14 protein-coding genes are annotated in these 20274 nt (G+C 69.5%); 6 read left to right on the forward strand and 8 right to left on the reverse strand.

Annotated features, from left to right (window positions below):
* Positions 1-139 precede the first annotated feature (139 nt).
* Positions 140-7879 carry a ricin-type beta-trefoil lectin domain protein gene (locus ACZ5SK_RS40495; RefSeq protein WP_334578017.1) on the forward strand — a complete coding sequence of 2580 codons (7740 nt, stop codon included), beginning with the start codon at positions 140-142 and terminating at the stop codon, positions 7877-7879.
* Between the two features lie 105 nt (positions 7880-7984).
* Positions 7985-8548, forward strand: coding sequence for a hypothetical protein (locus ACZ5SK_RS40500; RefSeq protein ID WP_334578016.1), 564 nt, complete (start codon positions 7985-7987; stop codon positions 8546-8548).
* A gap of 157 nt (positions 8549-8705) precedes the next feature.
* On the opposite strand, the gene ACZ5SK_RS40505 is transcribed toward ACZ5SK_RS40500, so the two are convergent.
* Positions 8706-9518, reverse strand: coding sequence for a MerR family transcriptional regulator (locus tag ACZ5SK_RS40505; RefSeq protein WP_361708209.1), 813 nt, complete (start codon positions 9516-9518; stop codon positions 8706-8708).
* Between the two features lie 191 nt (positions 9519-9709).
* Positions 9710-11242, reverse strand: coding sequence for an MFS transporter (locus ACZ5SK_RS40510; RefSeq protein WP_334578014.1), 1533 nt, complete (start codon positions 11240-11242; stop codon positions 9710-9712).
* Positions 11243-11385: 143 nt separating this feature from the next.
* On the opposite strand from ACZ5SK_RS40510, the gene ACZ5SK_RS40515 reads away from it, so the two are divergent.
* Positions 11386-12369: an Lrp/AsnC family transcriptional regulator gene (locus tag ACZ5SK_RS40515; RefSeq protein WP_334578013.1), complete on the forward strand. Its 984-nt coding sequence runs from the start codon at positions 11386-11388 to the stop codon at positions 12367-12369.
* A gap of 10 nt (positions 12370-12379) precedes the next feature.
* Here ACZ5SK_RS40515 and ACZ5SK_RS40520 read toward each other — a convergent pair whose 3' ends face one another.
* Positions 12380-12565 carry a DUF397 domain-containing protein gene (locus ACZ5SK_RS40520; RefSeq protein WP_334578012.1) on the reverse strand — a complete coding sequence of 62 codons (186 nt, stop codon included), beginning with the start codon at positions 12563-12565 and terminating at the stop codon, positions 12380-12382.
* Positions 12562-13368, reverse strand: coding sequence for a helix-turn-helix domain-containing protein (locus tag ACZ5SK_RS40525; RefSeq protein ID WP_334578011.1), 807 nt, complete (start codon positions 13366-13368; stop codon positions 12562-12564). The genes ACZ5SK_RS40520 and ACZ5SK_RS40525 overlap by 4 nt, the downstream gene beginning before the upstream one ends.
* 113 nt (positions 13369-13481) lie before the next feature.
* On the opposite strand from ACZ5SK_RS40525, the gene ACZ5SK_RS40530 reads away from it, so the two are divergent.
* Entirely contained in the window at positions 13482-13889 is a 408-nt protein-coding gene (locus ACZ5SK_RS40530; RefSeq protein ID WP_334578009.1) for an ATP-binding protein, read from the forward strand.
* A 15-nt stretch (positions 13890-13904) separates the two neighbouring features.
* On the opposite strand, the gene ACZ5SK_RS40535 is transcribed toward ACZ5SK_RS40530, so the two are convergent.
* Genes ACZ5SK_RS40535 through ACZ5SK_RS40545 form a run of 3 tightly spaced genes read right to left on the reverse strand, consistent with a single transcriptional unit; the run spans position 13905 to position 15797 of the window.
* On the reverse strand, positions 13905-14060 hold the full coding sequence (locus ACZ5SK_RS40535; RefSeq protein WP_334578008.1) for a hypothetical protein: 156 nt from the start codon (positions 14058-14060) through the stop codon (positions 13905-13907).
* The gene (locus tag ACZ5SK_RS40540) at positions 14029-15000 is read right to left on the reverse strand and encodes a helix-turn-helix domain-containing protein (protein WP_334578007.1); all 972 of its coding nucleotides are present in this window, start codon (positions 14998-15000) and stop codon (positions 14029-14031) included. Before ACZ5SK_RS40540 ends, ACZ5SK_RS40535 begins: the two co-directional genes overlap by 32 nt.
* Positions 14997-15797, reverse strand: a complete 801-nt coding sequence (locus ACZ5SK_RS40545; RefSeq protein ID WP_334578006.1) for a peptidoglycan-binding protein — start codon at positions 15795-15797, stop codon at positions 14997-14999. The genes ACZ5SK_RS40540 and ACZ5SK_RS40545 overlap by 4 nt, the downstream gene beginning before the upstream one ends.
* Positions 15798-16057: 260 nt before the next feature.
* On the opposite strand from ACZ5SK_RS40545, the gene ACZ5SK_RS40550 reads away from it, so the two are divergent.
* Entirely contained in the window at positions 16058-16432 is a 375-nt protein-coding gene (locus ACZ5SK_RS40550) for a peptidase inhibitor family I36 protein (RefSeq protein ID WP_319346817.1), read from the forward strand.
* 93 nt (positions 16433-16525) lie between these two features.
* On the opposite strand, the gene argS is transcribed toward ACZ5SK_RS40550, so the two are convergent.
* Entirely contained in the window at positions 16526-18295 is a 1770-nt protein-coding gene (gene argS, locus ACZ5SK_RS40555) for an arginine--tRNA ligase (RefSeq protein WP_334578004.1), read from the reverse strand.
* A gap of 142 nt (positions 18296-18437) precedes the next feature.
* Between argS and lysS the strand changes: the two genes are divergently transcribed.
* Complete coding sequence (gene lysS / locus ACZ5SK_RS40560; RefSeq protein ID WP_334578002.1) at positions 18438-20210, forward strand: lysine--tRNA ligase; 1773 nt, start codon at positions 18438-18440, stop codon at positions 20208-20210.
* Positions 20211-20274: the final 64 nt, after the last annotated feature.

Here is a 20274-nt window from a genome sequence, read left to right on the forward strand (position 1 = left end):
GGGGCGGTCCCGCCCGGTCAGGACGGAGTCACAACGACGGCGCCGCCGGCAAAGCCGCGTGGCGACCGTCCTTTTGTTGTCCTCGGCGTTGTTGGCGAGCAGCCTCGGCGCGGATGCCTGGGCGATACCCGGCCCCGGCATGACGCGTGAGGAGGTCAAGCTTCCCGAGCTGCCGGAGAGCACCGCGCTCCCGGCGGACGAGGAAGCCGAGAAGAACCTCACCACCGCGCCCGAGGTCCCCGTCACCCCGTACGCGCCGAGCGCCGTGACGCCGTGGGCGGGGGACACGGGTGTCGCCACGCTGACGCCGGACGCCACACCGGGCACGACGGTTCCCGTCGACGACCTGCCGATCGCGGTGGGCGTGCCCGAGGGCGGAGATCCGGCCGCGATCGACGGTCAGTGGAAGGTCGACCTGGCCGCGCCGGCCGACTCCCAGACCGCGGGCGTCTCCGGCATGATCATGAAGGTCACGCCGCCGGCCGACGCCGACCCGGCCGCGCAGGTCGCGATCGCCGTCGACACCACCGGCTTCGCCGACCTGTACGGCCCGCAGGCCGCCGACCGCTTCGGCCTCGTGCTGCTGCCCAACTGCGTCATGGACGCGCCCGACACCGGCGACTGCGCCGACAGCGGTGTGACGACCATGGCGGGCAAGGCCGACAAGCAGCCCGAGCGGCTGCGCAGTTCGGTCGAGGTGGTGCCTGCCAAGGAGGCGCCCACCAGGACCACCGCCGCGAAGAAGTCCACCACCCGGAAGATCCTCACCGGCTCCGTCCCGGTCTCCGGCCTGCTCGGCGGCAACACCGGCTCGACGACGTCCGGCGCCTCCGCGCGCACCGCGTCGTTCCGCAGCGGTGACGTCCTGCCGGTCGTGGACGCCTCCGGCCCGCAGGTCGTCGGCGCCATGGACACCGGCGCCTCCGCCTCCGGCGACTTCACCGCCAGCCCGCTGTTGTCCTCCGGCTCCTGGGCGGCGGGCTCCTCCTCCGGCGCGTTCACCTACTCCTACGACGTGCAGGTACCCGAGACCGCCGGCGGCCTCATGCCGAAGATCTCCCTCGGCTACTCCTCGCAGTCCGTCGACGGCCGCACCTCCGCCACCAACAACCAGGCCTCCTGGATCGGCGACGGCTGGGACTACAACCCGGGCTCCATCACCCGGACGTACGCCAACTGCCGTGAGGACTCCAAGAAGGAGGGCTCCAACAACAAGACGCACCGCACCGCGGACCTGTGCTGGGGCTCCGACAACGCCACCCTGTCGCTGGGCGGCATGACCACCGAGCTGGTCTGGGACAAGGACCAGGGCACGTGGCTCACCGCCAACGGCGACGGCTCGAAGGTGGAGCGGATCCAGGACGACACGTCCGGAAACGGCGCCTACAAGGGCGAGTACTGGAGGGTCACCACCCGCGACGGCACCAAGTACCACTTCGGCAAGCACAAGCTGCCGGGCTGGGGCTCCGGCCAGCCGGTCACCAACTCCGTGCTGACGGTGCCGGTGTACGGCAACCACGACGGCGAGGACTGCTACAAGGCCGGCGACTGGAAGGCCTCGGCCTGCACCCAGGGCTGGCGCTGGAACCTCGACTACGTCGAGGACGTCCACGGCAACGCCATGTCCCTGTGGTGGCAGAAGGACCAGAACTACTACGCGCGCAACTTCGACTTCAAGGCACCGGTCGTCTACGACCGTGACGGCTGGCTCGACCACATCGACTACGGCCAGCGTGCGAACACCCTCTTCAGCGCGGTCGCCCCGGCCCGCGTCAACTTCACGGTCGCCGAGCGCTGCCTCGACGAAGCCTCGCTGACCTGCTCGGACACCAACTTCAAGGACAAGGACCCGGGCAAGTACCGCATCTGGTACGACACACCCGCCGACCTGAACTGCGAGGCCGTCACCAAGACCCAGACCAGGAAGTGCTGGAACGCCGGCCCGTCGTTCTGGAGCCGCAAGCGGCTGGTGCAGATCCAGACCTCGGCGCAGCGCCGTACCGACACCACCGCCCGTCAGGTGGTGGACCGGCACACGCTCAAGCAGAACTTCCCGGTCCTGAAGACCGGCCCCAACACCGCGCTGTGGCTGGAGTCGATCCAGCGCACCGGCTACGCCCGCAACGGCAGCACGGACGAGAGCGCCACCACCAACGCGGTGCGCTTCGAGTCCAACGCGGAGGACATGCCGAACCGGGTGATGCGCCCGAACGACCCGCGCCCCGGCTTCTCCCGGCTGCGGATCGGCCGCGTCATCAACGAGTACGGCGGCGAGACCGTCGTCAGCTACAAGCGGGCCGACGGTGACTGCGCCACCGGCACGGGCCTGCCGGGCAAGACGGACAAGGCGGCGCTGAAGGCGAACACCCGGCTGTGCTATCCGACCTTCTGGTCCCCGGACCCCGAGGTCGAGGACATCGACTGGTTCCACAAGTACGTGGTGGACACCATCGAGGAACTCCCCAACGTCGACGGCGCGTTCGCGACGAAGACGGCCTACGAGTACAAGAACCCGGGCTGGAAGCTCGCCGACGCGGAGTTCACGAAGAAGTCCACGCGGACCTACTCGCAGTTCGCCGGCGTCGAGCAGACCACGGTGATCACGGGCGCGGACCACGACGACATCGGCTCCAAGGAGTCGAAGGCCGTCACCCGCTTCTTCCGCGGCATGGGCGACACCGTGTCGATGAAGGACATCACCGGCGTCGAGATCGCCAAGGACCGGGAGGCGTTCGCCGGCCGGATCGCCGAGGAGCTCGACTACGACGAGGCGGACGACGCCGACACCGACTGGGTCTCCCGCAGCGTCACCGTCCCGGCCGTCACCGAACTGGGCCACCGCAACCGCGACGACGGCCTGGACCCGCTGTACGCCTGGCGGGTGACCGAGCCCACCGAGATCGCGTACACCAAGTCCTCCGGCACCAACAGCGACGACACCCGCACCGAGCGGATCGTCAGGACCAACACCACCTACGAGTCGGTCTACGGTCTGCCCACCCTGGTGGAGTCGCTCGGCGACACCGGCAAGGCCGGTGACGAGTCCTGCACCAAGTCGGAGTACATCCACCAGACCGCGAAGCACCTGATCGGCCTGTCCAAGCAGGTCCTGGTCTCCCCGACCACCTGTGCGGCCGCCGACTTCACCGACCTCGGCACGCTCACCGGCGGCACTCGCACCGCCTACGACGGGCAGGGCTACGGGCTTGCCCTGGGCGCGGGCACGCTCGGCGAGGCCACCGAGTCGTGGTCGCTGAACGACGCCGGCACCGGCTGGCAGACCGGCGGCACCACCGAGTTCGACGACGTCGGCCGTGTCACCCGCACGACCGACATGGACTACAAGACCTCCGGCACCATCACCTACAAGCCGGCCATCGGACAGGTCTTCTCGATCGTCGAGACCAACGCCCTCGGACACGCCGAGACAGCCGAGGTCGAACCGGGCCGTGGCACGACCCTGAAGACGACCGACGCCAACGACCACGTCACGCAGGCCGAGTTCGACCCGCTGGGCCGGCTGACGAAGGCCTGGGCGGCGGACCGCACCCCCTCCGACTCGGCCGTGCCGGACTTCCGGGCCGTCTACACGATCCCGGAGTACAAGGCGGGCGAGGAACGCAAGCCCTCGTACGTCACCACCTACACCCGCGGCTACGACAACCGCGTCGAGACCTCCGTCACCCTCTACGACGGCCTCGGCCGCGAACGGCAGACGCAGGAGGAGGCGGACGGCGGCGGCTACCTCATCACCGACACGCTGTACAACAGGTCCGGCGAGGTGTGGCAGACCAACAACGCCTACCTGACGCACGAGGCCAAGCCGGGCGAGCTGTTCACCCCGGTCAGCGACACGGCCGTGCCGAACATCACGCGCTACACCTACGACGGTTCCGGCCGCGTGCTGGAGGAGATGCCGGTCCTCAAGGTCGCGGACCCGCTGACCGGCGAGTCCAAGTCGGAGCCGGTCCCGGCACGGGCCACCCGCTACGAGTACGGCCTGGACTGGTCCAAGGTCGACAACCCGCAGGGCACCTCCGACTACCGGGTCTACACCGACGCCCTCGGGCGCACCAAGCGGGTGGACACGTTCAACGCGGACGCGCCCGGCGGCTTCACGTCGATGAAGTACGACTACGACACCCGCGGCCAGCTGGTGAAGGCGACCAACTCCGCCGACCCCACCCACCCGTGGTCGTGGACGTACGACAACCGCGGCCGTCAGAACACCGCCACCGACCCCGACACCGGCACCACCTCGACGTGGTACGACAAGTACGACCGCGTGCTGCACACCAAGAACGCCCGCGGCGCCGAGCTCTGGAACACCTACGACCTGCTGTCCCGGCCCACGGAACAGCACCTGAACACCGCGGACGGCCCGCTGCTGGCCGGCTTCACCTACGACCTGGCCCCCGGCGGCAAGGGCATGCCCTACACCGCCACCCGGTACACCGACAACGAGGCGTACACCCAGCAGGTCGACGGCTACACCAAGGACTACCAGCCGACCTCGACCACCCTGACCCTGCCGCAGTCCATGAAGGACACGTGGGGCCTGGACACCTCCTACAAGTACTCCTACCAGTACAGCGACAACGGTGTGCTGGAGGAGTCGACGCTGCCGAAGATCGGCAAGCTCGACAGCGAGAAGCTCGTCGTCCGCTACAACAAGGACGGCAAGCCCCTCTCCATCTCCGGCAAGGACTGGTACGGCTCCGAGACGGTCTACGACCCCTACGGCCAGGTGCTGCGCTCCACACTCGGCGCCCAGCCCTACCGGGTGTGGACGCAGAACACCTTCGACGAGTCCAGCGGTGAGCTGAAGCAGCAGTCGGTCTTCCGTGAGAAGCCCGGCGACAAGAGCCTGGTCGGGGGCAACCCGAACAATCCGTGGCTGGTCTCCGACCGTTCGTACACCTACGACCCGTCGGGCAACGTCACCTCCATCAAGGAGGGCTCCCTCGGCATCGAGGAGCGGCAGTGCTTCGCCTATGACCCGCTGGGCCAGCTGAAGTCGGCCTGGACGTCGAAGGACCAGTCCGCCTGCGCGGGCCCGAAGAACAGCGACGGCACCCTCAACGTGGCCGCCGGAAAGGACAACTCCGGCTACTGGCAGGAGTACGAGTACGACCTGCTCGGCAACCGCAAGAAGCTGACCGAGAAGGACCTCACCGGCAACACCGCCAAGGACGCCACGACCGGCTACGCCTACGGCAAGGCCGACGGCACCCAGCCGCACACGCTGACCAAGGTGTCGAAGACCTACACCACGCCGGCCGGCGCGCAGGTCAAGGCGGAGGCGGAGCGTCTGTACGAGCTCACCGGCGAGACCAAGTCCGTCACCTCCGTCGAGAACGGCGACAAGCAGTCGCTGTCCTGGACTCCCGACGGCCAGGTCGACCGCATCACCGGCGCGGGCACCGGCGGCAAGACCCCGTACGTGGGCCTCGCCGACAAGTGCCTGGACCTCAAGAGCGGCCTCGCGGTCGCCGCGACGGCGATCCAGCTGTACTCCTGCAACGCCTCCCCGGCGCAGAACTGGCGCTTCACCCCGTCACCGGGCGCGACGCAGACCGACCCCAACCGGGGCACGCTGAACGTCTACGACAACTGGTGCGTCCAGCCGGCCGCCAACACGGCCGGATCCGCGATCCAGCTGCAGAAGTGCGACGGCTCGGCCGGCCAGGAGCTGAAGCGGACCACCTCCGGTCAGCTCATCCACGCCGCGTCGAACCTGTGCCTGGCGGTGCAGGGCGCGAACTCGGCGAACTCCACCCCGATCGTGCTCGCCGCCTGCGACGCCACGAAGTCCGAGCAGCAGTGGGCGCCGCAGAACGACACCCGTCACATCTACGGCCCCGACGGCTCCCGCCTGATGACGATCAAGGGCAAGCAGGCCACGCTGTACCTGGGCGAGGCCGAGGTCACCGTCCAGAAGGGCGGCATCCTGGTCAACACCCAGCGCACCTACCCCGCCCCCGGCGGTGAGGTGATGCGCTATGCCTACGGCAACGGCGGCGAGAGCCTGGTCGCGCTGACGGCCGACCACCAGGGCAGCACCTACGCCGAGATCGCCATGAGCGGCGAGATGCCGGTACGGATCCGTAAGCAGGACCCGTTCGGCAACCAGCGCGGCACCGACAAGGGCGGCGTCAACCTCCAGGCCCACACCGGTTTCCTGGGAGCCACCGAGGACGACGCCTCCGGCTACCAGCCGCTGGGGGCCCGCCTCTACGACCCGGTGGTCGGACGCTTCCTGTCCGCCGACCCGGTGGTCGACCTGAACGACGTCCTGCAGTCCAACGGGTACGCCTACGCCCACAACAACCCGGTGACGTTCTCCGACCCGACGGGTCTGGCCATCTCGCTGACCGCTTCCGAGCGGGCCGCGGCTCTCGCGGGCGCGGGACTGTCGGCGGCGCAGGTCGCGCAGGCGCAGTCGATGATGGGCAAGTCCATGACCTCGGTGATCCTCGCCGTGGCGTGGGAGACGCTGAAGGACTTCATCGGCATCAACGACGCGATGGCCTGCTTCGGCGGCGACATGTGGTCCTGCATCAGCATCGCGGTCGACGCGATCCCGTGGACCAAGCTCGGCAAGATCCCGTCCGTCATCAAGGCCGTGAAGCGCACGATCAAGGCGATCGAGTCCTTCAAGGCGGCCAAGAAAGCGGCCCAGCTCGTCCTGAAGGCCGCGAAGGCGGCCGAGGCGGCGGCGCTCAGAGCGAAGAAACTCGCCATCGAGCGAGCGAAGAAGCTGGCGGCGCAGAGAGCCAAGAAGAAGGCGGCCGAAGCAGCCAAACGCACAGCCGACAGGGCGGCGGCCGCCGCCAGGAAGACCGGCAACCGCGTCCAGAAGCAGGCCCAGGCCAAGGCTGCCCCGAAGGTGTCGTCCCACGGGGGCGGCGGCGGAAAGGGCAGCGGCGGAGGCTCCAAGCCCGGCGGTTCGTCCGGCGGCTCCTCCAAGAGCAAGGGCGGCTCCAGCGGCAGCGGCGGCTCGGGCAAGGCCGGATGCAACAGCTTCCTGCCCGGCACGAAGGTGCGGATGGCCGACGGCTCCACCAAGTCGATCGAGGAGGTCAGGACCGGCGACAAGGTTCTGGCGACCGACCCGAAGACCGGGGACACCCGCGTCGAGACGGTCACGGCCGAGATCAAGGGCCAGGGTCTGAAGCACCTGGTCAAGGTCACGATCGACGTCGACGGCAAGAAGGGCGCCAAGACGGCCCAGGTCACCGCGACCGACGGCCACCCCTTCTGGGTCCCCGAGCTGCGTGCCTGGATCAAGGCCACCGAGCTGAAGGCCGGCCAGTGGCTGCAGACCAGCGCGGGCGCCTACGTCCAGATCACCGCGATCCAGCGCTGGACCGCCCCGGCGACCGTCCACAACCTCACCGTCAGCGAAATCCACACGTACTACGCGCTGGCGGGGTCGACCGCGCTCCTGGTTCACAACGACTCCTGCCCGACGGGCGGAGACGGCGCGGGCGAAGGCGATGGGATCCGCAACTGGGCGCCGGAGCACTATGCTGCCGAGGAAATCGAGGCTCGGGCACAGGACATGTCCGACCTTGGAGAGTTCTTCTCGGTTCATCCGGACACCCACGAGCTGGTGGACATGTACCGGGCGAATCCGAACATGCCTGCGCGGCAGTTGCCGGGTAATGCCGGCGACGACATATTCCGGGGGAACGATCTCAATCCCCGGCAGCGTGCCCAGTGGTCTTCTTGGTTTGGCGCGAAGATCTACTGGAACGGCCGGGACAGGAGCCAGATCAGGATCATGGTCCATCCGACGACCGGACAGATCGCCCACTTCCCCCTCCTGAGCAACGGCGGCCACAACTACGCGTCGCCGCGCATCTACCGCTGGTAGTAGATTAGAAAAAGAGCAGCGCACGGCACCCTTTGAGGGGTGCCGTGCACTGCTTCATCCACGTGTTATGGCTTCATTCAAGAGTCCTTCGGAAAGGTTGAAGTAATGGGCCACGCTGGGCGACTCGCCCCCGCCGGACTGGTCTTCCTGGGACTGATGGACCTGGATCTCCCCCTCATCCCGCCGGCACTCGCCAACATGGCCACGGGATATCAGCCGCCGTCCAGGGAATGGCCGAGGGCGGTCGTCGACCGCGGTACGCCGGATTTCGTCACCAAGGCGAACGAGGAGTGGTACGACCTTTCCCGGCAAGGAGGCCTCTTCGGAGACGACCGAGAATTCCTGGTCGCTGTCGCGCTCCATGAGGGCGGGAACGACTTGTGGTGGGCGCGCGTCAGGCTGGCCGAATCCTGGGACCTCGTGGGTGCGGGCTCCGCCTCCGCACTCGGCAGCGGTTTCGGCGCACCGGAGTTCACCGCGCTGTCGGTGACCGGAGACGTCGTCGCCTTCTGTTCGTCGGACACGGCCTCGATCGGCACCGTCCTGGCGGCCGGATTCTCGGATCTCGCGGGTCTTCGCGACCTCGCGGAATGGAAAGCAGGCTATCCGAGAACGCCACGGCAGGAGAAAGCGGCGGCCCGGAGATGGCTTGAGTTCATCGGCCAATGACCCTCGAACGCACCGGTGTGGACCTGTGCCGGCCGCGCCGCGGTACGTCTGCGAGACGCTCGCCGGGTGGGGACTCGCAGGTCAATCCCGCCCCGCTGGGTGTCATCCAGCGGGGCGGCCGAGCCAAACCTGGAGAGCCGGGCCGGCCCTTCTCCTGTCAGGCCTTGGTCACCGGTTCCTGGAGTTCGGTGACCCACTCGTCGTGGTTGTCGGGGCATTCCAGGTTGATTTCTCGGGGGTAGCCGACCGAGCGGTAGCCGTTGGCGTCGATCCAGCGGCCGAGGGTCTGGACGGTGGGCAGAACGGTCTCCATCGAGCCGCGGTGCATGACCGTCGCCGCCTGCTCGACGGGCGGCAGGTCCACGATCTGCAGCCCGTCGTCGTCGCTGAGGGGCGCGGAGACCTCGACACCCGCGTGGATGAGGATCCCGCCGTCCGGCGCGTCCTCGTAGTAGGCGACCCCGGGCCCGGAGGGGGCGATGCCTGCCGCCTCCAGACGTCGGAACAGCTCGTCGTAAAGCGGCTGGATGACGGGGCCGATGGTGTCGAAGTCGGGTGTCACTGCGATCAGTTCGGCCACCCGCACGCTCGGCAGGCTCTTCAGTACGACATCGTTGCTGGGCATCTGACCCTCGCTCTCAATCGAGCGGAGCCTCGCCTCGACCTGGGCCAGCCGGGCCGCCGCGGCCGTCATCGCCGCCTCCAGCTCGGCGCGCCGTAGCCGGAGCATGGCGCGCAGCTCCTCGGTGGTCACCTTCTCGTCCAGGATCGTCTGGACCTGCTGGAGGGTGAAGCCGAGGTCCTTGAGCGCGATGACGCGGTTGAGGCGGGCCAGCTGGGCGGCCGTGTAGTAGCGGTAGCCGGTGGCCGGGTCGACGTGGGCCGGGCGCAGCAGGCCGGTCGCGTCGTAATGACGCAGCATCCGGACCGAGACGCGACCGTGCCGGGCGAAGTCTCCGATGGTGAACATGATGTCTCCGAGTTGACCGCCTGACACGGTGTGAGGGTCAAAAACTCACTCTTGCAGACAGCGGTACAGGGAGGTCTTCGGGATGCCGGTCTTTGCGCTGATCTCGCCCGCGGCGGCCGACAGCTTCGGCGACGGTGCGGGCCACGCGTCCCAGGCTCGGACCGGGGAGGGTGCTGCCCCGCCCAACGCCCTCAGGTGTGCGTCGGCGGTGTCGCAGACTCGGCCGCTGCCGGGGCTGCCGGGGCTGCCGGGGCTGCCGGGGCCGCGGGGGCGGTGGTGCGGTGGGAGGTCATCGCGGCGGCGGCGATCGCGGTCGCGGCCAGGATCGCCCCGGCGGTGGCCAGGGCCGCCTGCGCGGCGACGCGCGGCGCGTCTGCGTCGGCAAGGTAGACGCCGCCGGCGACCGCGATGCCGAGCGTGCCGCCGAGTTGCTGGACGGCGTTGAGGAGCCCCGCGGCGGAGCCGGTCTCCTGCGGTCCGACGCCGTCCAGCGCGGTGGTGAAGAACGGTGGCGTGAACAGGCCGGTGCCCAGGCCCGCGACGGCGAGCGCGAACGGCAGGGCGGCGGGGTACGCGTCGGGGGCGCTTCCCCGGTAGGCGAGGACGGCCGCGGCCAGGCCGGTGGCGAGGGTGGCGATGCCGGCGTGCATGACGCGGGTTCCGTGGCGCGGGACCAGGTAGGCGCCCGCGGCCCATGACCCGGCGGCCAGTCCGGTCGACCACGGCAGCAGGGTCAGGCCCGCGGTGAGCGGGCCGCGGTCGAGGCCCAGTTCCAGGTGCAGCACCACGGTGATCATGACGGCGTTCATGACGGCGAAGAACAGCGTCGAGGTGGCCAGCGCCGCCGGGAACGCGCGGCCGCGCAGCAGCGCCGGTTCGATCAACGGGGTCCGGCCCAGGCGGGCGGTGCGGCGCTGGTGGGCGACGAACAGCGCGAGGACGGCGGCGCCTGCCGCGGCGGTCGCCCACGCCACCGGGCCCGGGGCGCCGGTGGCCAGGGGGCACACCACCAGGGCGGTGCCGGTCATCGCCAGCACGGTCCCGGCCGGGTCCAGGCGCGGGCGGGACGGGGCGCGGTCCTCACGCAGCCGCGGCGCGATCGCCAGCACGGTGGCGGCGAGGGGAAGGTTGACGAGGAAGACCGCGCGCCACGACGACCCGAACACGTCGGCGTGCGTCAGGACTCCGCCGAGCACCGGCCCCAGCACCGCGGACAGGCCCATGACCGGGCCGATGATGCCGAGTGCCTTGGGCAGTTCATCGCCGTCGAACATCGCCCGGATCAGCCCGAACGTCTGCGGGATGATCAGCGCCGCGGCGGCCCCCTGCAGCGCGCGCAGCCCGATCAGCGCCTCCGGGGTCGGGGTGAGCGCGCACGCCAGCGAGGTGGCGGCGAACGCGGCGACGCCGATGCGGAAGACGCGGCGGCGGCCGGCGATGTCGCCCAGCCGGGCGCCGGTCAGCAGCCCGAGCGCGAACGCGAGCGTATAGGAGGCGCTGAACCACGGGATGGCAGCGCTCGCGCCGCCGAGGTCGGTGTGGATGACGGGGCCGGCGACCTGGACGATCGTCGCGTCGAGGAGGTTCATGGCCTCGGCGACCAGCACCGCGGCCAGGCCGAGCCACCGCCACCGGTATGCGGGCTCCGACACGTCCGGGCCCGGATTCCGGCGCGGATTCCAGCGCGAGGCGGCGGGTGTGTTGCGGTGTGTGTCTCGGGACATGCTCTCTCCCCCTGCGGTGTCCGGGACGGCGGCACGCCCCGGTGAGGCGGCCGGCGACCACCGTGCCGCCCCACCACTCCGGGCTTCCATTTACGACCATGAATGGGTGATTACTTCCATCAAGCCAGGCTAATTTGGTGGATATGCTCGTACTGGATGACCTGGACCGCGGCCTGATCCACGCCCTGCACGTGGATGCACGGGCCCCGTTCACGCTCGTCGCCGACGTACTCGGCTCCTCCACACAGACCGTGGTACGCCGCTATCGCCGCCTGTCAGCGCAGGCGGGCCTGCGCGTGGTCGCGCTGCCCGCGCCCCGCAGCTCCGGCACCCACCAGTGGTTCGTGCGGCTGACCGCCGCGACGCGTACCGCGCACGACATCGCAGTCGCGCTCGCGCGCCGCCCAGACACTTCGTGGGTGCGGCTGACCTCCGGCGGCACCGAAATCGTGGCGATCATCCACACCACGCCCGCGGGCCCGGACGCCCACGCGCTGCTGCTGCGCGACATCCCGCGCACCGCGGGGATCACCGCGGTCTCCGCGCACTACTTGCTGCACACCTACCTCGGAGGGCCGACCGCGTGGCGCGGCCGTGTCGACGCCCTCGACGCAGCACAGCAGGCGCGGCTGCGCGCCGAGAGCGGCGCAGGCCCCGGACCGGAACCAGGCGCGCCCGTGTACCTGCTCACCGACGCCGATCGGCTGCTGCTGGACGCGCTGCGCCACGACGCCCGCATCAGCTACGCCGATCTTGCCGCCGCGACCGGCTCGACCGCGTCCACGGTGGCCCGCAGGCTTGCCGAACTGCGTGCGCGCGGCGCGTTGTTCTTCGACGTGGACATCGACCCGGCGCTGCTGGGCGTCACCGTCTCAGCGCTACTGTGGATGCAGGTAGCGCCCGCGCACCTGGACGACGTCGCCACCGCGCTGGCCGGACACGAGGAACTCGCGGTGGTCGCGGCGACGACCGGTCCGACGAACCTGGTCGCGCACGCGCTGTCCCGGGACGCCGAGGAACTGCACCACTACCTGACCCGGAAGGTGGCGTTGGACGCGATCGCGCGGATCGAGACCGCGCCGGTGCTGCGCACCTACAAGGCCGCCGCGACGCTACGGACCGGCTGAGCAGGGTCTTCTACTGGAGAGATGCGGTGAAGGCGGCCCAGGCGGCGGGGGTCACGTGGAAGACAGGGCCGTCTTCGGGGGCGTTCTTGGAGTCACGGACGTGGATGGTGGTGGGGGTGGGGGCGACTTCCAGGCATTGGCCGCCCTCGCTGCCGCTGTAGCTCGACTTGAACCACTTCAGTGCTTCGGCGCTCATTGCTCTCCTAGGAGGCGGTCCAGCAGGTCCATCGAATCCTGAGTGGTCAGGGCCTGTGTCCGCAGCATCGCATATTTGCGCGCCAGGATGGACACCTCATCCGCGTCAGAAACCCACTGGCTGCCGCGTTGGCCTTCGGTGTACGCGAGGTGCTGGTGGTCCGGGGTTTCGAGGAGCGTGAACGGTCCGTCAAGCCCCGCGCTGTAAGGGCTTCGCATGGGCAGGAACTGCAGTGACACACACGGCAGTTCCGCCAGCTCCCTCAGATGCCGCAGTTGGTCCAGCCGCCCACCGATCTCCATGTACAGCACCGGCTCCCACACCACGAAGCTCAACGTCGGCGGGTTCCTTTGGTGCAGGATCTTCTGGCGATCCAGCCGGAGTGCCGTGTACGTCTCGATCTCGTCGTCCTTGTACGCCGGAACCCTGTTGCGCAGGACGGCTCGGACGTACGGCTCGTTCTGGAGCAGGCCCGGCAGGACCGCGTTGTCGTACCAGGACAGCGCGATGGCCTCCCGCTCGTGTTCCATGTACAGCTCGGCCCACAGCGGGAACTGGTCGATCTCCGGGAGGTTGTCGACGCCCGTCGCCAACATGCCCTTGGTGTCGAGGATGTCGTCCAGCAGGGCCGCCAAGTCCGGCTTGAGAGCCCGCCTGCCCTGCTCGATCGACGCGATCGTCTCCTCGTCCAGCTTGACGAGTTCGGCGAGGGCGATCTGGGTGTGGCCTGCCTTGCGTCGGGCCGTGCCGAGCTGTTTGCCCAGCATCTTCATGGTCGAGAGGTTCTTCTTGCGCTGGCTCATGGTGCTGCCAATCCCCCTGTGTGCCTGCCCTTGACCCGGTCGTAACCCGTACAAAAAATCCGTACGGGTTCACCGGGTGATCAACGGTAGTCACTCTCCGCAACCCTTGTCTCGTGAACGAGACCATCCAACTCCCGCCCCTGCGCGAGAGGTTCTTCCGGCGTGAGCGGCGTTCTGTGCCGGCCGCGCGGCGGTACGTCTGCGAGACGCTCGCCGAGTGGGGGCTCGCCGGGAGCCCGCGTGCCGACGACGTGCTGCTCTGTGTGAGCGAGCTGGTGACCAATGCCCTGCTGCACGGCGTCCCGCCCGGCCGTCAGTTCCTGCTGTTCCTGCGGTACGACGGGCGGGTCCTGCATATCGAGGTGCATGACAGCGGTCCCGGGGTGCCGCGCATCGTGGGCGAGCGGGACGAGGGCGGGCGTGGGCTGGTGCTTGTCGCCGCGCTGAGTGACAAGTGGGGGGTGCGGGAACGCGAGCTCGGGAAGGTGGTGTGGTGCGAGTTCGCGGGACCGCTCCGGTAGGCCTGCGCTCGGCGGTCAGCGGGGCTTTCTCGCGCGTAGGCGATGCGTCAGCCAGATGCCCAGGCCGATCAGCGGCAGCACGACGGCGGCCGGGATGAGCACGCCCGCCCCGCCGATCAGCAGGAAGCCGATCAGCGCCTCACCGACCGACGGGTCGTCCTGGCCGCCCAACTGTTCCTCCTTGCGCCCGTGTTGCTGATGCCGGCATCTCGGGGGACGCGTGCGCGCCAGGAGTCGGTTCCGTCGTGGCCCGGTCCACCGTGGCCTGGAAGCATTCCCTCTTGCCGCCTGTCGCAGGGAGGAAGCAGGCCCGGATGACGGTTCCCGCGCGGGTCGTCGCCATGAGGGTGTGGACGTAGGTGTCCGCATCGAGGCGGTTCCTCACCCGGGCGAGGTGGCCGCGTAGTTCGACCTCGTCGCCGATCCGCGTGCCCCACATCCGTACCCAGGTGGCCCCGCACATCTCGCTGTACCGCAGCTGTACCGAGGCTCCGGTGGCGGTGACGTGCTCGGCCAGGGTCTCGGGCGCGGGGCCGCATTGCATGACCAGCGGGTCCTTGCCCTCGCAACCGGCGTCCCGGCAGCGCGGCCCGGTCACGGACGGGGACGCCGACGACGACGCCGACGGTCGTGCCCCCTCACTCCCGTGCGGGAGGAGAAGAAGGGTCAGCACGACCGCCCCGAACACCAGGGCCGACACCGACACCAGGACCGCCACGGCCGTCGCTCCCCGGCGACCGACGGCATCCGTGGAGCCTCCGGGAGCTGGAGTCGGGGTCGGCGTCGGGGGCGGGGAGGGTTTCGTCGTCGTGGTCGTCGTGGTCGTCGTGGTCGTCGGCGTCGGCTCCTTCGGGGCGTCGCTCCACTCCGACTGCGCGAGGTCCCGCAGTGCCAGGTAGCGGCCGGGCGGTTCACCGGCCAACCTGCACAGCTCCTGGACCGCCGGGCGCGGCGGCAGCGTCCTGCCGTTGAGATAGCGCTCCCAGGACGACTTGCTGAACGTGGTCTTCGCCGCGAGCCCGGCCAGGCTCAGACCCGTGCGTTCCTTCAACTCCCTCAGCCCGGCGGCCAGCCGGGCGCTCTCCGGTGACGGCTCGGGCCTCCTGGTCATCCGCGGAGCGCCTTCCACGTGAGCGGTCCGACGATGCCGTCGTCCTCCAGCCCCGATCGCTTCTGCATGGTCATGACCGCTCGCCGGGTCAGCGGACCGAACATGCCGTCGATGCCCCCCGGCGAGATGCCCGCCCGGCGCAGCAGGCACTGCGCCTCGGCCACGTCGGGACCGCTGTTGCCGGTGGCGAGCTCGGCGTCCTGGGTGCGGCTGTTGCCCGCGTACCAGAGCCCGCCGACCTTCTCGACGCGGCAGCTGTACGTGGGAGCGGACGACGACGCCCCGGCGGTGGACTGGCCCGAGGGAGCGACCGCGTGGTCGCCGCCGTCGTCGAGCCGCATGATCAGAAGGACCGCGGTGGAGACGGCCAGGACCAGGGCCAGCACTCCCGCGACGAGCGCGATGTGCAGCGTGCGCCCGGGAGGCAGCGAGCGCCTGGTAGGCAGCACGCTGACGGCCTCCTCCTCCGTACCCACAGCCTGCTCCGCCGAAGTCGCCTGCGCCGTCTGCGTCGACGTGGTCCCCTGTGCGGCGCTCCACGTCTCGGCCGCGACCTCGTGCAACGCGAGCAGCCGCACGGGGTCGACGCCGCCGATCCTGGCCAGCTTCTCCACGGCCTCCCGCGGCGGCAGCGACCGGCCGCCCAGATACCGTTCCCACGACTTCTGGCTGTACCCCGTCTTGGCCGCCAGTTGGCGCATGCTCAGCTCGCCGTGATCCGTCAGCCCGCGTAACTCCGTCACCAACTGCCGCACACGCGGATCGAGTTCGGCGGACAGCGCTTTGCGACGCGCCATGTTCCCCCCATATGCGGTCATGGACCGTGGTCAGCAGCCCCCCGCTGCGTCGCATTCTGCATGAGCAGCACAACATCTGCACAAGGTCTGTCACAGCCGTCCCACACCGTCGTCCCGACCGCCCGCGTTCGCGCAGGTCAGCGGGTGGGACGTCCCAGGAAGCCGTCACTTCCGCGGCGGCCGTGGCGGCCCCTGCTCCCCGCCCCCAGTCTTGTTTGCGAGCCGGCCGGTGTGGTCGGCCCGACGAAGGGTGTAACAGCATGCGTATGACCAAGAAGTTCGCCGCCCTGGCCAGCGGTGTCCTGATGACCGGTGGTCTGCTGGCCGGAAGCGCGGGTGCGGCCCAGGCCGCGCCGTCGGCGTCGTCGGACTGTCCGGCGGGCTGGTTCTGCGTCTGGGCCGGGCAGAACTACACCGGCCACATGCAGAAGATCTCGGGGACGAACCGTGACCTGACCCAGTACTCGGTCTTCCAGAGCTTCAAGTCCTGGTACAACCACGGCAACTCCTGTGACCTCAAGTGGTACTCGGAGAAGGACTACGGCGGGTCCAGCTCGCTCGTCTACAAGGGCTACAAGACGAGCACCCCCGAGAGCCACTACATCAAGTCCAACACCTGGGTGAACTGCAGCTGAGCCGAACCGAGCTGAGCTGAACCGAGCTGAGCGAACGCCACGGCCCGTCCTCTCGCGGGGGAGAGGACGGGCCGTGGCGTTCGCTTCAGGCGCTCAGAGCTTCTCGGGCGTCCGGATGCCCAGCAGGGCCATGCCCAGGTGGAGCGTGCGGCCCGTCAGGTCGACCAGGAACAGCCGGTTCTCTACGACCTCCGGCGCGTTGTCCGGCGACAGCACGTGGCACTGGTCGTAGAACGTCGTCAGGTGCGAGGCCAGCTGGTAGAGGTACGCCGCCAGCTTGTGCGGCGCGTACTCCGCCGCGACCTCCGCCAGCAGCTCGCCGAACTGGTCCAGATGCAGGCCCAACGCCCGCTCCGCCGGGGCCAGTTCGAGCTCCGGGTGGGCGGCCGGGCGGGCCTCGCCCGCCTTGCGCAGGATCGACTGGATACGGGCGTACGCGTACTGGAGGTACACGGACGTGTCGCCGTTCAGCGAGACCATCTGGTCCAGGTCGAACTTGTAGTCGCGGACCGCGGACGTCGACAGGTCGGCGTACTTCACCGCGCCGATGCCGACGTACCGGCCGTTCTCGACGACCTCCTCGTCCGTCAGCCCGACCTTGTCGCGCTTCTCGCCGACGACGGCCGTCGCCCGGTCCACCGCCTCGTCGAGGAGGTCGACCAGCTTCACCGTCTCGCCCTCACGGGTCTTGAACGGCTTGCCGTCCTTGCCCAGGACCGTGCCGAACGCCAACTGGTGGGCCTTGACGTCCTCGTTCAGCCAGCCCGCCCTGCGCGCCGTCTCGAAGACCATCTTGAAGTGCAGCGACTGACGGGCGTCCACGACATAGAGCAGCGTGTCCGCCTTGATGTTGAAGACACGGTCACGGATCGCCGACAGGTCCGTCGCCGCGTAGCCGTAGCCGCCGTCCGACTTCTGCACGATCAGCGGGACCGGGTTGCCGTCCGGGCCCTTGACGTCCTCGAAGAAGACGCAGAGCGCGCCCTCCGAGCGGACCGCCACGCCCGACTCCTCCAGGAGCCGGCAGGTCTCCGCCAGCATGTCGTTGTAACCCGACTCGCCGACGATGTCCGGGTCCCGGACCTCCATGTCCAGCTTCTCGAAGACCGAGAAGAAGTAGATCTTCGACTCGTCGACGAACTTCTGCCAGATCGCGAGGGTGTGCGGGTCGCCCGCCTGGAGGTCGACCACCCGGCGACGGGCCCGCGTCTTGAACTCCTCGTCGGAGTCGAACAGCTTGCGGGCCGTCTTGTAGAGGCGGTCGAGGTTCGACATCGCCTCCTCACCGCTGACCTGGGACTCCTTGTGGTCCAGCTCGTGCGGATGCTCGTCCAGGTACTGGATGAGCATGCCGAACTGGGTGCCCCAGTCGCCGATGTGGTGACGGCGCACGACCGTCTCGCCCGTGAACTCCAGGATCTGCACCACCGCGTCGCCGATGACCGCCGACCGCAGGTGACCGACGTGCATCTCCTTCGCCACGTTCGGCTGGGCGTAGTCGATGACGGTGGTGCCGGGGTGCTCGGCCTGCGGGACGCCCAGGCGGTCCGCGTCCGCATAACGCGCCGCCAGGTTCTCGGTGATCGCCCGGTCGGTGATCGTCACGTTCAGGAAGCCGGGGCCCGAGACCTCGATCTCCTTGATCACGTCACCGGTCACGACCTGCGCGACCACCTGCGTCGCCAGCTCCCGCGGGTTGGCCTTCGCCTTCTTCGCGAGGGCCAGGATGCCGTTGGCCTGGAAGTCCGCCCTGTCGCTTCGTCGCAGCAGCGGGTCCGCGGCACCGGCCTCCGGCAGGGCTGCCGTAAGGGCCGTCGCGAGACGCTGGTGGACCGAAGCGGTGAGAGACGTGACCGGGGCCATGGGAGTGGGTGCCGTTCTCCTGGTGGGGATGGATAGACACGGCCAGTATCCCACGGGGGGTAAAGCGGTTTTCCCGGGCGCGGGGCGGTCTGGGAGAATGACCGTGTCAGCAAGCCTTCCGAGCAACTCAGAACAAGAGGACGTGCCGATCGTGGCTCAGAGCACCGAGACCACCGACTGGGTCTCCCGTTTCGCGGATGAGGTCATCGAGGAGTCGGAGCGCCGAGCCCCCGGCACTGTGACATCAGTCGCTACCGCTCCGGTCGTGGTCGTGGCCTCAGGGCTGTCGCCCTCCGGGCCGATCCACCTGGGCAACCTGCGTGAGGTCATGACCCCGCACCTCGTCGCCGACGAGATCCGCCGCCGCGGGCTCCAGGTCCGCCACCTGATCTCCTGGGACGACTACGACCGCTACCGGAAGGTCCCGGCCGGCATCGCGGGCGTCGACGAGTCGTGGGCCGAGCACATCGGCAAGCCGCTGACCTCCGTCCCGGCCCCCGCCGGCTCGACGTACCCGAACTGGGCCGAGCACTTCAAGGCCGCCATGGTCGAGGCGCTCGCCGAGCTCGGCGTGGAGTTCGACGGGATCAGCCAGACCGCCCAGTACACCGCCGGCGTCTACCGCGAGCAGATCCTGCACGCGATCGCGCACCGCGCCGACATCGACGCGATCCTCGACCAGTACCGCACCAAGAAGGCCCCGGCGAAGCCGAAGCAGCAGAAGCCCGTGGACGAGGCCGAGCTGGAGGCCGCCGAGGGGTCCGGCGCGGCCGCCGAGGACGACGGCTCCTTTGGGGCCGGGTCCGTGGGGTACTTCCCGTACAAGCCGTACTGCGGCAACTGCGACAAGGACCTCACCACGGTCACCTCCTACGACGACGACACGACCGAGCTCACGTACTCCTGCACCGCGTGCGGCTTCTCCGAGACCGTCCGGCTCAACGAGTTCAACCGCGGCAAGCTGGTCTGGAAGGTCGACTGGCCCATGCGCTGGGCCTACGAGGGCGTCGTGTTCGAGCCCTCCGGCGTCGACCACTCGTCCCCCGGGTCCTCGTTCCAGGTCGGCGGGCAGATCGTCGGGATCTTCGGCGGCAAGCAGCCCATCGGACCCATGTACGCCTTCGTGGGGATCAGCGGCATGGCGAAGATGTCGTCCTCCCGCGGTGGCGTGCCCACCCCCGGCGACGCCCTGAAGATCATGGAGCCGCAGCTGCTGCGCTGGCTGTACGCCCGCCGCCGCCCCAACCAGTCCTTCAAGATCGCCTTCGACCAGGAGATCCAGCGCCTCTACGACGAGTGGGACAAGCTCGACGGCAAGGTCGCCGACGGCTCCGCCCTGCCGGGCGACGTCGCCGGGCACTCGCGTGCGGTGCGCACGGCCGGCGGCGACCTGCCGCGCACGGCGCGACCGCTGCCGTACCGGACGCTGGCCTCCGTCGCCGACATCACCGCCGGGCACCAGGACCAGGCGCTGCGGATCCTCAGCGAGCTCGACCCCGAGAACCCGATCGGCTCGCTCGACGAGGCCCGGCCGCGGTACGACAAGGCCGAGGCGTGGATCAACAACCACGTCCCCGCCGACCAGCGCACCATCGTGCGCGAGGAGCCGGACGCCGAACTGCTGAAGTCCCTCGACGAGGCCTCCCAGCAGTCGCTGCGGCTGCTGCTCGACGGCCTCGCCGAGCACTGGTCGCTGGACGGCCTCACCCACCTCGTCTACGGCGTGCCCAAGGTGCAGGCCGGGTTCCCCGCCGACGCCACGCCCAAGGAACTCCCGGCGGAGATCAAGACCGCCCAGCGGACGTTCTTCGCGCTGCTGTACCACCTGCTGGTGGGGCGTGACACGGGGCCGCGGCTGCCCACGCTGCTGCTCGCGGTCGGGCAGGAGCGGGTGCGGGCCCTGCTCGGGGAGTAGGCGGCAGTGAAGAAGGGGCCCTCGGAACGAGGGCCCCTTCTTCCTGTCTCAGGTTTTCCTGTCT

The organism is Streptomyces sp. NPDC031474 (assembly GCF_055581185.1).

Excerpts from the sequence above, each read along its gene's own strand:
- ACZ5SK_RS40495 (WP_334578017.1), top strand. The coding sequence starts at position 140 with ATGACGCGTGAGGAGGTCAAGCTTCCCGAGCTGCCGGAGAGCACCGCG.
- ACZ5SK_RS40500 (WP_334578016.1), top strand. The coding sequence starts at position 7,985 with ATGGGCCACGCTGGGCGACTCGCCCCCGCCGGACTGGTCTTCCTGGGA.
- ACZ5SK_RS40505 (WP_361708209.1), bottom strand. The coding sequence starts at position 9,518 with ATGTTCACCATCGGAGACTTCGCCCGGCACGGTCGCGTCTCGGTCCGG.
- ACZ5SK_RS40510 (WP_334578014.1), bottom strand. The coding sequence starts at position 11,242 with ATGTCCCGAGACACACACCGCAACACACCCGCCGCCTCGCGCTGGAAT.
- ACZ5SK_RS40515 (WP_334578013.1), top strand. The coding sequence starts at position 11,386 with ATGCTCGTACTGGATGACCTGGACCGCGGCCTGATCCACGCCCTGCAC.
- ACZ5SK_RS40520 (WP_334578012.1), bottom strand. The coding sequence starts at position 12,565 with ATGAGCGCCGAAGCACTGAAGTGGTTCAAGTCGAGCTACAGCGGCAGC.
- ACZ5SK_RS40525 (WP_334578011.1), bottom strand. The coding sequence starts at position 13,368 with ATGAGCCAGCGCAAGAAGAACCTCTCGACCATGAAGATGCTGGGCAAA.
- ACZ5SK_RS40540 (WP_334578007.1), bottom strand. The coding sequence starts at position 15,000 with ATGACCAGGAGGCCCGAGCCGTCACCGGAGAGCGCCCGGCTGGCCGCC.
- ACZ5SK_RS40545 (WP_334578006.1), bottom strand. The coding sequence starts at position 15,797 with ATGGCGCGTCGCAAAGCGCTGTCCGCCGAACTCGATCCGCGTGTGCGG.
- ACZ5SK_RS40550 (WP_319346817.1), top strand. The coding sequence starts at position 16,058 with ATGCGTATGACCAAGAAGTTCGCCGCCCTGGCCAGCGGTGTCCTGATG.
- argS (WP_334578004.1), bottom strand. The coding sequence starts at position 18,295 with ATGGCCCCGGTCACGTCTCTCACCGCTTCGGTCCACCAGCGTCTCGCG.